Genomic DNA, 12,695 nt, shown 5'->3' on the forward strand with positions numbered 1-12,695 from the left:
GGCCGCGGGTGGGTGGGCGTCAGGCCGGTCGGCCCGCGTGCAGCCGGGTGTAGGCGCCTCCGCCGCGCAGCAGCTCGTCGTGGGAGCCGATCTCCTGGATCGCGCCGTCCCGCATGACGACGATGCGGTCGGCGTCCTGGATGGTGGACAGGCGGTGGGCGACGACGAAGGTGGTCCGACCGCGCACGAGCCTGGCCAACGCCTGCTGGACCAGGGCCTCGGAGTGGGTGTCCAAGGCGGAGGTGGCCTCGTCGAGGATCAGCAGGCGGGGGTCGCGCAGCAGGGCTCGGGCGATGACCAGGCGTTGCCGCTGGCCGCCGGACAGGTGGGCGCCGCGGTCGGCCACCGAGGTGTCGAGCCCGTCGGGCAGGCGGTCGACGAACTCCAGGGCGTTGGCGTCGCGCAGCGCCGTCCTGATCGCGGCCTCGTCGGCGTCGGGCATGCCGAAGGCGACGTTCTCGCGGACCGAGCCGTCGAACAGGATCGGCTCCTGCGGCACCACGGAGATGAACCGCCGGTAGGTGCGCAGGTCGAGTTCCGCCATGTCGGCGCCGTCGAGGAGGATCCGGCCCGCCTGGGGTCGGATGAAGCCGATGAGCAGGTTGAGCACCGTGGACTTGCCCGCGCCCGAAGGGCCGACCAGCGCGATGGTCTCGCCCGGCGTGACGGAGAGGGTGAAGTCCCGCACCGCCGACCGGCCGGCCCCGTCGTAGGTGTGGCCGACGGCCTGGAAGTCCACGGCCCCGCGGACCTCGGTGACCACCGCCTTGCCCCTGTTGTCCTCCAGGGCGGGGGTGCGCAGCACCTCGCTCGCGGAGCGGATGGACTCCAGTCCCTTGGAGATGACCGGCGCCAGGGTCATCAGGGTGGCCAGGGAGGTGGTGGAGGTGGTCAGGAAGGCGCTGAGCATGACGACGTCGCCCGCGCTGACGCCCCAGGCGCCGTGGTAGGCGACCAGCGCGGAGGCGGTCAGGAACAGCACGCCGAGGATGTTGAGGAACACCCACGACAGCGAGGCGACCCGGCCGTTGAGCAGGTCCAGCCGCAGCCCGGAAGCCAGGACGCCGCGCAGGGTGTCGTCCATCCGCCGCAGGGCGTGGCGCTCCAGGCCGTGCGCGCGGGTCACCGGGATGAGCTGCGCCATCTCGTTGACGCGGGCGGCCAGGCGTTCCACGTCGTGGCGGAAGACCTCGTTGTGGTCGCGCAGGCTGGTGCGCAGGCGCATCACCACCAGGGACGCGAGCGGCACGATCACCAGCAGCAGGGGCAGGAAGTGCGGCGCGCGGACGCCGACGATGGTCAAGCCGCCGATCAGGACGGTGATCGCGCTCATCCCGGTGTCGGTGGTCTGCTGCGCCATCTGCTCGACGGTCTCGACGTCGCGGACGACCTTCGCCTGGAGCACGCCCGCGCTGGTCCGGTTGTGGTAGCCGATGGACAGCTCCTGCAACCGGGTGCACAGGGCCGACCGCAGCTCGGTGCCCGCCCGGCGCACGCTCCCGTGCAGCAGGCGGACGTAGAGCAGGTGCAGCGGGTAGTTGACGACCAGGATCAGCATGATCAGACCGGTGGCGACCCACATCCCGTCCAGCGGCACGTGCAGCACCACGGTGTCGACGATGGTGGCCGTGACCAGGGGGAGCAGCCAGACCGGGCTGTGCTTCACGACGAAGACGGCCAGCGCGCCGCCCAGGCGTCGCCGGTGGGGGCGGAACAGGCGGCCGAGCGCGCGCAGGGCGCCGTCACCCGGGTCGCGGTGTCCTCGCGGGGTGTCGGACGAGGTCACCGGGAGTGCTCCTTCATCGGCGGGAACCGGGCGCCACCGGCGACCCGACGGCCACTGGAAAGCGCTTTCCTCGATTCTCTGGAGTGATGCGGGCACTGTCAAGGCCGGTCGGGGTGACATCGGTGACCGGGCACGGCGGCGGCTCGTGGGTGCTCGCGTGTGCCCGAGCCCATCGGCTCGGGCACACGCGAGCGCTTCACCAGGAGGGTGTCAGCCGGCGTAGTGCACGTCCGGCCACGGCGGGGTGGTCATGCCGCCGCCGATGTGGAAGCTCGGGTGTGGTGGCTGGTTGTAGGCGGTGTTCTGCCAGGAGATGGCGACCCGGTACTGGGTGTCGTGCATCAGCGTGGGGATGCGCCGGTCGGTCTGGTTCGGGGTGGAGTAGATGCGCAACGCGCGGTTGTCGCTGGTCGGCCAGACGACTTCCTCTCGCCAGTCGCCCAGGATGTCGCCGCTCAGCGACGGGGTGGACTTGGTGCCGTTGTTGGAGTGCACGCCCGCCGCGGACAGCAGGCGGGTGTCGCCGCCGGTGCCGTACTTGTCGACGTGGGTGCCGTCGAGCAGTTCGCGGCTCGGGTCGCCGTCCCACCAGGCCAGGAAGTTGGCCGATGACGGCTTGCGGGCGATCCCGGTGCCGCGGGTGTTGCGGATCTGCGTGTCGGCGGAGGACCAGGACTCCGCGCCGGGGCTGCCGGCGTAGATGTCGGCGGACACGCCGCGGCCGTTGTCGCCGGCCGGCGCGGTCTGCCACAGCACCTGGCCGGTGCGGGCGTCGGCGAACCACGTCGCGGGCTGGTTGCCGTTCTCCGAGACCTTGTAGTACTCCAGGCCCGGTCGGGACGGGTCGAGGTCGCCCAGGTGGGCGGCGTCGCCGTGGCCGAACCGGGCGTTCCACAGGCCGCGGCCGTTGTCGTCGATGGTGGCCGCGCCGTAGACGATCTCGTCCCGGCCGTCCTGGTCGACGTCGCCGATGGTGAGCGAGTGGTTGCCCTGACCCGCGTAGCCGGAGTTGCCGGAGGCGTTGGAGTCGAACGTCCAGCGCTTGGTGAGCGTGCCGTTGCGGAAGTCCCAGGCCGCGATCACCGCGCGCGTGTAGTAGCCGCGCGCCATGATCAGGCTGGGCCGGGCCCCGTCGAGGTAGGCGGTGCCCGCGAGGAACCGGTCGACGCGGTTGCCGTAGCTGTCGCCCCAGGAGGAGACGGTGCCGCGCGGCGGGTCGTAGTTCACCGTGGACATGGCCGCGCCGGTCTGGCCGTTGAACATGGTCAGGAACTCCGGCCCGGTCAGGACGTAGCCGCCGGAGTTGCGGTGGTCGGCGGAGGCGTTGCCGATCACCGTGCCGCGACCGTCACGGGTGCCGTCGGCGGTCTTCATCGCGACCTCGGCCCTGCCGTCGCCGTCGTAGTCGTAGACCTGGAACTGGGTGTAGTGCGCACCCGCCCGGATGTTGCGACCCAGGTCGATACGCCACAACCGGGTGCCCTGCAACGTGTAGGCGTCGATGAAGACGTTGCCCGTCACGCCCGACTGCGAGTTGTCCTTCGCGTTGGTGGGATCCCACTTCAGCACGAACTCGTAGTCGCCGTCACCGTCCAGATCGCCCACGCTGGCGTCGTTCGCGACGTAGTCGGAGCCCGGCGGCTGGATCGGCACGTCCCGGTAGCCGGAGCCGAACCCGAGCGACGCCGGCGAGGCCGCCTGCTCGGTCCCGTTCACCACGGCCCGCACGGTGTAGGAGGCGTCCGCCGCCGCACCACCGTCCAGGTAGTTGGTGGACGCGGTGACGGGGGAGGAGTTCAGCCTGGTCCCGCCCCGGTACACGTTGAACGCCACGTTCTGCGGGTCACCGGCCAGCAGACGCCAGCTCACCAGGTTGCCCGACCCCGAACGGACGCTGACCACACCGCGGTCCAACCGCTCCACCTGCTTGCGACCCGTCGGATCACCCGGCTCCGACCCGGGATCGGTCGTGGCCGTTGTAGTAGTCGTGGTTGTGGTGCTTGTGGTGGTCGACGTCGTGGTGGTCGACGTGGGGTCGACACCGCCCGTGCAGACCGTGCCGTTGAGGGTGAAGGTCGACGGCGTGCCGACGTCGCTGCCGGTCATCGTGCCGTTGAAGCCGAACGACGCCGTGCCGCCGGTGCCGATCTGCCGGTTGTAATCCACATTGGAGGCCGTCACGCTCGCGCCGGAGGCCGCGAACGTCGCGCCCCACCCCTGGCCGAAGCGCTCCGAGCCGGGGAACGCCCAGGCGAGTCGCCACCCGTCCACCGGATCGCCCAGGTTGGTGATGGTCACGTTGGCGGTGAACCCGCCCTGCCACTTGTTCTGCACCGCGTAGTCGACCTCGCAGCCGGGAGCGGCGGATGCCACTCCCGCCACTGCGAGGCCGCCGGTCAGTGCGCTGATCGCCGCCGCGGCGGCGACCATGCGCACCCGCGAGTTCGAGAGCACCGTTGCTCCATTCGCTCAAAGGTCCTGGGAGCGCTCCCAGAAACGATCCGGTGAATCCTGTCGGACGAAAGCAGGCGATGAGGCCGTCATCAGCGGTGAAACGATTCAATTTTACCGCGGCAGAACCTCTGGAAAGCGCTATCCAGATGGCGGTCCTCGCAGTCGACGCACTTGCCCTGCTGCCTTGGCTGCCGCCGGATGTCGTTCTTGCTCAAGATCTTCCGACACCGGGGCAGTGGATCCGACCGTACGAACGGCACCGTCCCGGTGTCAACGGTCTGGCCGAAAAATTTTCGAAGCACCACCGAGGGCGCCGGGCGTCGTCGAACGCCGTGGCAGGTCGGCGATGAGCTGATCGTCCGCACTGGTGGGCGACCGCATGGCGTAACGCGGCTGCACCGCAGTTCTGGGAGCGTTACCGGAAAAACTCCCGCCCTGGGTCGCCGGTGTCGGCCCCGGACCGCGGGGCCGACCACCCCGGCACGGTCAGCGGGACCAGGCGGTGGGCACCGCGTACCCCCTCGTCTCCCACCACGTCGGCCGGCGCGGTTCGGGCACGGGTGGGGCGGCGGGGGTCGTCGCCAGCAGCACGACGGTGAGGGCGGCCAGTTCCTCCGCCGTGGGATCGCCCTTCAGCACGCGGAACAGCGGTGTCGTCATCTGAGCGCCTCCGGGGATCAGTAGGGCGGGTTGCCGTGCTTGCGCAGCGGCAGGGCCCGGGTCTTGCGGCGCAGCATGGCCAGGCCGTCCGCCAGCACCCGCCTGGTGTCCGCCGGGTCGATCACGTCGTCCACCAAGCCCCGTTCGGCCGCGTAGTACGGGTGCATCAGCTCCTGCTCGTACTGCTTGATCTTCTGGTCGCGGGCCGCCTCCGGGTCGCGGGCCGCCGCGATCTCCTTGCGGAACACCACGTTCGCCGCGCCGGCCGCGCCCATCACCGCGATCTCGTTGGTAGGCCAGGCGAACGACAGGTCGCAGCCGATCGAGCGGGAGTCCATCACGATGTACGCGCCGCCGTACGCCTTGCGCAGGATGACCTGCACGCGCGGGACGGTGGCGTTGCAGTAGGCGTAGAGCAGCTTCGCGCCGTGGCGGATGATCCCGCCGTGCTCCTGGTCGCTGCCCGGCAGGAAGCCCGGGACGTCGACCAGCGTCACCAGCGGGATGCTGAACGCGTCGCAGGTCTGCACGAAGCGCGCCGCCTTCTCCGCCGCGTGGATGTCCAGCACACCCGCGAGCGCCGCCGGCTGGTTCGCCACCACGCCCACCACGTGCCCGTCGATGCGGGCCAGGCCGCACAGCACGTTCGTCGCCCACGTCCGGTGCACCTCGAACAGGTCGCCGTCGTCCACGATGGACTCGACCACGCGGCGCATGTCGTAGGCGCTCGACGGGTCGGCCGGGACGATGTCGAGCAGCTCGGCGGTGGCGCGGTCGGCCGGGTCGGACGGCGGCACGGCGGGCGGCTCCTCCCGGTTGTTCGCCGGCAGCAGGGTGATCAGGTGGCGGACCTCGGCCAGGCACTCGACCTCGTCCTGGTACACGAAGTGCGCGGCGCCCGACACCGAGCCGTGCACCGCCGCGCCGCCGAGCCGGTCGTGGGTGATGTCCTCGCCGGTCACCGCGCGCACCACGTCCGGGCCGGTGATGTACATCTGGGAGATGCCCTCGACCATGAACACGAAGTCCGTCAGCGCCGGCGAGTAGGTGGCGCCGCCCGCGCACGGCCCGAGGATCACGCTGATCTGCGGGATCACCCCCGACGACCGGACGTTGCGGCTGAAGATCCCGCCGTACCCGGCGAGCGCCGTGACGCCCTCCTGGATGCGGGCGCCCGCGCCGTCGCTCAGGCTCACCAGCGGCGCGCCCGCGGACACCGCCAGGTCCATCACCTTGTGGATCTTCTCCGCGTGCGCCTCGCCCAGCGAGCCGCCGAAGATGCGGAAGTCGTGGGCGTAGAGGAACACCTGCCTGCCCTCGACCAGGCCCCAGCCGGTGACCACGCCGTCGGTGGGCGGACGGCGGTCCTCCAACCCGAACGAGGTCGAGCGGTGGGTGCGGAACCGCTCGATCTCGTGGAACGTGCCCGGGTCGAGCAGCAGGTCGATGCGCTCCCGGACGGTCAGCTTGCCGCGCGCGTGCTGCGCCTCGGTCGCCTTGGCCGACGGTCCGTCGACGGCGGCGGCCGAGGCCTCGCGCAGCTCGGCGATCCGCGCGAGCATGCTCGGTTTCGGCTCGGTGGTGGTCATCACGCGCCCCTGTTCGTGGTTGCGGCGGGCGTCCCGCTGGGTGTGGGGAACCAGCCCGCGTCGATGAAGAACCGGACGTAGGTGTCGAACAGCTCCGCGCCGAGAGCCGGGCACACGACCCCGGAGCCGGTCAGGTCGCGCTCGGTGCCCGAGACGTCCATGGCCGGGTAGAAGCCCTCCGGGTCGTCGGTCATCAGCTCGAACGCGTGCAGCAGCGGGACCAGCGCGTTGTCCCGGTCGGCGCGGACCCGGTCGCGCCAGGTGTCCCGGTCGACCACGTCGAACTCGTACCCGGCGGCCCGCAGCCGGTCCACGAACTCCGCGAGGTCCATGGCGGACTCGTTGTGCAGGTGGTAGGTGCCGCCCGCGCCCCGGTTGCCGAGCTCCACGACGGCCGCGCTGACGTAGTCCACGGGCAGCAGCCGGATCGGCGCGCGCAGCCCCTCGGGCACGGCCCGCGCCTGGATGAGGCCCTTGATGCTCAGCCAGACGAAGTCGCGGGTCTGGCAGGCGCCGGTCCGCTGGTCGCCGCTGACCACGTCGACCCGGTACACCGACACGGGCAGGCCGCGTTCCCGCGCCTGCGCCACGAGCTGCTCGGCCACCCACTTGGTGCGCAGGTAGCCGCTGGGCAGCTGTCGCGGCGGACCGGTCGGGTCGTCCACGCGGGTCGGGCCGCCGTGCGCGGCGCGTCCGGCGAACACCCCGACCGTGGACACCACGTGCACCGGCACGGTGCGGTGGCGGGCAGCCAACCGGAGCACCTCGGTGGTGCCGCCGACGTTGGCCGCGCGCAGCGTCTCGTACGGGTGCAGCCAGTGCACCGAGGCGCCCGCGTGGTAGACGACGTCGACCGTGCGCGCCAGCTCGTCGAAGACGTCGTCGGGCAGGCCGAGACCGGGCTCCGCGAGGTCGCCCGCGTGCACCCGGACCCGGGACAGGTCCACGTCCCCGGTGAGCCGGAACCAGGCCAGTGCCTCCGCCAGTCGCCGCCGGCCGTGCTCGGCGTCGTCGGCCCGCACCAGGCAGTGCACGACGTCGGCGGGCGTGCGGCGCAGCAGGTCCCGCAGCAGGAACGCGCCGAGGAACCCGGTGGCGCCGGTCAGCAGCACCTCCCTCGGCGGACCGTCCACCACGGTGGACGAGGGGCGGACGTCCTCGGGCAGGCGGGCGTCGGCGGCGAAGTCCGGCCCGGTGTCCTCGGGCGCGTCCTCGGCCAGGCCGTCGCCGAGGAAGGCGGCCAGCCGCGCGGCCGTGGGGTGGTCGAAGGCCACCGTGGCGGGCAGGGTGCGACCGGTGACCGCGCTCAGCCGGTTGCGCAGCTCGACCGAGGTCAGCGAGTCGAAGCCGAGCTCGGGCAGCGGCCGGTCGGCGAGCGACGCGTCGGTCGAGCCCAGCCCGAGCACCTCGCCCACCTGCGTCAGCACGAGGGTGAGCAGCGCGGCGGCCCGTTCGTCCGCGGGCAGGGCGCCCAGGTCGGCGAACGACGGCCCGACCTCGGTGTCCCGCGCGGCCGGGCGGGCGGTGGTGCGCAGCAGGCCGCGCAGCACGACGGGCACGTCCGTCGCGGTGCGCAGGGGGTTCAGGTCGACCGGTGCGGCCACCACCGCGGCGACCCCGGTGCCCAGCGCCGCGTCCAGCAGCGCCGGACCGCGTTCGGTGGTCACGGGCCGGAAGCCGCCGGCCGCGATGCGCTTGCGGTCCACGTCGGTCAGCTCGCCGGTCAGGCCGCCGGCCCGGTCCCACAGGCCCCACGCCACCGACGTCCCGGCGAGGCCTCGGGACGCGCGCAGCGCCGCGAGGCCGTCGAGGAACGAGTTGGCCGCCGCGTAGTTGGCCTGGCCGGGGCCGCCGGCGAGGGCCGCGATGGAGGAGAACAGCACGAACCCGGCGAGGTCCAGCCCGGCGGTCAGCTCGTGCAGGTGCCACGCCGCGTCCACCTTGGGCCGCAGCACCGCCGCCAGCCGGTCGGCGGTCAGGTTCGTGACCAGGCCGTCGTCGTTGACGGCCGCCATGTGCACGACCGCGGTCAACGGGTGCGCGGCCGGGATCTCGGCGAGCCGGGCGGCCAGGTCGGCGCGGTCGGACACGTCGCACGCGGCGACCGTGACCTCCGCGCCGAGGTCGGACAGGTCCGCCACCAGTTCCCGCGCGCCGTCGGCGTCCGCGCCGCGCCTGCTGAGCAGCAGCAGGCGCCGGACGCCGTGCTCGACGACCAGGTGGCGGGCGAACAGCGAACCGAGCGAGCCCGTGCCGCCCGTCATCAGCACGGTGCCCTCGCTGACGTCCGGGTGGTCGTGGATCGGCGCCACCGGCCGCAACCGGGGCACGCGCACCCGCCCGCCGCGCAGCAGCACCTGCGGTTCGCCGGACGCCACCGCCGCGTCCAACGCCGTGCCCGGTGCGTCGGGTTCGACGTCGACCAGCAAGATCCGGCCGGGCGCCTCCGACTGCGCCGAGCGGACCAGGCCCCACACGGCGGCGCCGGGCAGGTCGGTCACCCCCTCGCCGACCGCGCCGCTGGTGGCCACCACGAGCGGGACGCCGGTGGTGCGGTCGTCGGTCAGCCAGGCGCGCAACCGCTCCAGCACCAGGGCCGTGACCTCGTGCGTCGCCGCGGCCGGGTCGCCACCCACCGCGTCGACGCGCAGCACCACGGCGTCCACGGTGGACGGGTCGACGCCCGGCGTGCCCCAGCGCAGCGCGGGGGCGTCGTCCACGACGACCGGCGTCCACACCGTCTCGAACAGCGCGCCGCCGCCGCGCTCGGCGGGAGCGATGGTGTCGGGTCGGGTGGACACCGCGTCGACGGTGGCCACCACCACGCCGGCCGGGTCGGTCAGCACCAGGCCGGTGCCCTCGGCCGACCGGGTGATCCGGGCCCGGACGGTCGACGCGCCCGCCGCGCGCACGCGCACCCCCGACCACGTGTCGGCCAGGCCGGGCGCGGTCAGCCGGACGGCGGCGGCCAGCAGCGCCGGGTCCAGCACGACGCCCGCCGGCGGGGTCGTGGCCAGTTCGGCGAACACCTCGGCGCCCCGCCGCCACGCGGCGACGACCACCGGGTCGTTGGAGGCCAACGGCTCGGCGTCCTCCGGCGGCCACGGCGTCGCCTCGACGGGCCGGACCGCCCGCACCGCCACCACGCCCGCCGCGTGCCGCACCCACGCCGCCGCCACGCCGTCCGGTCGCGAGTGGACGGTCAGCTCGCGGCGGCCGTCCTCGTCGGGCGCGCCCACCCGGACCTGGAGCTGGAGCGACCCGTGCGCGGGCGGCGCGAGCGGCGCGTCCACGGTGAGGCGGTCCAGCGTCGTGCAGCCGAACTGGTCGCCCGCCGCCACCGCCAGCTCGACCAGGGCCGTGTCGCCGTCGGTCAGCCACGGGTGGGTGCGGGCCGACACCAGTGCCGTGAACAGCGCCTCGTCCTGGTCCGCGACCGTCAGCGCGGTGCCCAGCAGCGGGTGGCCGACGGCCGCCAGCCCCAGGTCGCCCGGGTCGGACGGGCCCGCGTCCACCCAGTACCGGGTGCGCTGGAACGGGTAGGTCGGCAGCGCCACCGGGCGCGGCCGGTGCTCGCCGAGCATCGCCGACCAGTCCGGCACGACGCCGGCCAGGAACAGCGCGCCCACGAGGTCGGACACCGCCAGCGCGTCGTCACCGTCCCGGCGCAGCGAGGCGATGGCGGTGTGCGGGCCGTCGAGCACGCGTGACACCAGCGGGGTGAGCACCGCGTCCGGCCCGAGTTCGACGAACACGGTCGCGCCGCGCTCGGCCAACGTCCGCACGGCGTCGGCGAACCGCACCGCCGAGCGCATGTGGCGGGTCCAGTAGTCCGCGCTCCCCAGCGTCGCCGCGTCCACCGGCCGACCGGTCAGCGTGGAGACGATCGGGATCGTCGGCTCGCCGAACGACACCCCTTCGCACACCGCCGCGAACTCCTCCGCCACGCCGTCCACGTGGGGGGAGTGGAACGCGTGGCCGACTTCCAGCCGCCTGGTGCGCCTGCCCTCGGCGGCGAACCGGTCGGCCAGCGCCAGCACGGCCCGCTCGTCGCCGGACACCACCACCGAGTCCGGCGCGTTGACCGCCGCGATGTCGACCGTCGTCCCGTCGACCAGGGCGCGGACCTCGTCCTCGCCCGCGGCCAGCGCGACCATGGCGCCGTGGTCGGGCAGCGACTGCATCACCCGGCCGCGCGCGGCGACCAGGGTCGCGGCGTCCGGCAGGGTGAGCACCCCGGACACGTGCGCCGCCACCAGCTCGCCGACCGAGTGGCCCGCGAGCAGGTCCGGCCGGACGCCGGACGCCTCCAGCAGCCGGAACAGCGCCACCTCCACCGCGAACAGCGCCGGCTGGGCGTACTCGGTGCGCGCCAGTCCCTCGCCGGTCCCGATGACCTCCCGCAACGGCCGTGCCAGGTGCTTGTCCAGCTCGGCGCACACCGCGTCGAACGCCGCGCCGAACGCCGGGAAGTCCTGGCCCAGCGCCAGCGCCATCCCGACCCGCTGCGAACCCTGGCCGGTGAACAGGAACGCGGTGCGCCCCGGCGCGGGCACGGCGGTGACCGGCGCGGTGCCCTCGGCCAGCGCCCGCAGCCCGGCCCGCAGCTCGGCGGGCCCGTGCCCGGTCACCACGGCACGGTGCTCCAGCGCCGCCCGGCGGGTGCCCAGGGCGTGCGCCACGTCCAGCGGGTGCGCGTCCGCGGTCACCTCCAGCAGCCGCGCGGCGGCGTCCCGCACGGCCTGCGGCGACCGCGCCGACAACACCCACGGCACGGCGCCCGGCTGCGTCCCGGACGGCGCGGGCGGCGTCGGCTCGGCCCGGTCCTCGACGGGCGGGGCCTGCTCCAGGATCACGTGGGCGTTGGTGCCGCTCACGCCGAACGCCGACACGCCCGCCCGGCGCGGCGCACCGGTCCGCGGCCACGCGCGCTCCTCGGTGAGCAGCTCCACCGCGCCCGACGTCCAGTCGACGAGCGGGGACGGCGCGTCGACGTGCAGCGTGCGCGGCATCCGCCCGTGCCGGATCGCCAGCACCGCCTTGATCACCCCGCCGACGCCGGCGGCGGCCACCGAGTGGCCCAGGTTGGACTTCAGCGAACCCAGCCACAGCGGCCGGTCGCGCTTGCGGCCGTAGGTGGCCAGCAGGGCGTGCGCCTCGATCGGGTCGCCCAGCCGGGTGCCGGTGCCGTGCGCCTCCACCAGGTCCACCTCGGCCGGCGAGAGCCGCGCGTCGGCCAGCGCCCGGCGGATCACCTCCTCCTGCGACGGCCCGTTCGGCGCGGTGAGGCCGTTGGACGCCCCGTCCTGGTTGACCGCCGACCCGCGCAGCACGGCGAGCACCTCGTGCCCGTTGCGCCGCGCGTCGGACAGCCGTTCCAGCAGGACCACGCCCACGCCCTCGGACCACGACGTGCCGTCGGCGGCGGCGGCGAACGACTTGGACCGCCCGTCCGGCGCGAGGCCGCGCTGCCGGGAGAAGTCGATGAACCCGCCGGGCGTGGCGGTGATCGTCGCGCCGCCCGCCACCGCGAGCACCGACTCGCCGCGCCGCAGCGACTCGGCCGCCAGGTGGATCGCCACCAGCGACGACGAGCACGCCGTGTCCACGGTGATCGCCGGACCGGTGAACCCGAACGAGTACGCGACCCGGCCCGACGCGACGCTGCCGAGCTTGCCCGTCAGCAGGTAGCCCTCCAGCTCGGCGGGGCCCGCGGTGCCGAGGTAGCTCTGCTCCACCAGCCCGGCGAACACCCCGACCGGCGCGCCGCGCAGCGCGGTGGGATCGATCCCGGCCCGCTCGAACACCTCCCACGACGTCTCCAGCAGCACCCGCTGCTGGGGGTCCATGGCCAGCGCCTCGCGCGGTGAGATCCCGAAGAACTCCGCGTCGAACTCGCCCGCGCCGTCCAGGAAGCCGCCGTGGCGGGTGTAGGACGTGCCGGGCGCGGTCGGGTCGGTGTCGTAGAGGCGCTCCAGGTCCCAGCCGCGATCGGCGGGGAACTCCGAGATCGCGTCCCGGCCGGCCGAGACCAGCGACCACAGGTCCTCCGGCGAGCGCACGCCGCCGGGGAACCGGCAGGCCATGCCGACGATCGCCACCGCCTCGCGGTCGCCCGCCTCCAGTTCGGCGATGCGGGCCTTGGCCCGCTTCAGGTCGGCCGTCACCCGCTTCAGGTAGTGGACGGCCTTCTCCTGCTCGTTCAC

Annotated in this window: 4 protein-coding genes and 1 pseudogene; all 5 read right to left on the reverse strand. The window is 73.8% G+C overall.

Annotated features, from left to right (window positions below; genetic code table 11):
* Nucleotides 1–19 precede the first annotated feature (19 nt).
* The gene (locus ACQPYE_RS16090) at nucleotides 20–1,786 is read right to left on the reverse strand and encodes an ABC transporter ATP-binding protein (protein ID WP_498722087.1); all 1,767 of its coding nucleotides are present in this window, start codon (nucleotides 1,784–1,786) and stop codon (nucleotides 20–22) included.
* 210 nt (nucleotides 1,787–1,996) lie between these two features.
* On the reverse strand, nucleotides 1,997–4,240 hold the full coding sequence (locus ACQPYE_RS16095) for a rhamnogalacturonan lyase family protein (RefSeq protein WP_498722088.1): 2,244 nt from the start codon (nucleotides 4,238–4,240) through the stop codon (nucleotides 1,997–1,999).
* Nucleotides 4,241–4,726: 486 nt separating this feature from the next.
* Nucleotides 4,727–4,900, reverse strand: a complete 174-nt coding sequence (locus ACQPYE_RS16100; RefSeq protein WP_498722090.1) for an acyl-CoA carboxylase subunit epsilon — start codon at nucleotides 4,898–4,900, stop codon at nucleotides 4,727–4,729.
* A gap of 17 nt (nucleotides 4,901–4,917) precedes the next feature.
* The gene (locus ACQPYE_RS16105) at nucleotides 4,918–6,489 is read right to left on the reverse strand and encodes an acyl-CoA carboxylase subunit beta (protein WP_498722091.1); all 1,572 of its coding nucleotides are present in this window, start codon (nucleotides 6,487–6,489) and stop codon (nucleotides 4,918–4,920) included.
* Nucleotides 6,489–12,677: pseudogene (locus tag ACQPYE_RS16110) on the reverse strand (thioester reductase domain-containing protein); the annotation flags it as partial. The gene ACQPYE_RS16105 and the pseudogene ACQPYE_RS16110, both read right to left, overlap by 1 nt.
* Nucleotides 12,678–12,695: the final 18 nt, after the last annotated feature.

This window comes from Actinosynnema sp. CA-299493, from assembly GCF_050946825.1.
Taxonomy (GTDB): Bacteria; Actinomycetota; Actinomycetes; order Mycobacteriales; family Pseudonocardiaceae; genus Actinosynnema.

Coding starts and splice junctions, on each gene's coding strand:
- ACQPYE_RS16100 (WP_498722090.1), bottom strand. CDS start 4,900: ATGACGACACCGCTGTTCCGCGTGCTGAAGGGCGATCCCACGGCGGAG.
- ACQPYE_RS16105 (WP_498722091.1), bottom strand. CDS start 6,489: ATGACCACCACCGAGCCGAAACCGAGCATGCTCGCGCGGATCGCCGAG.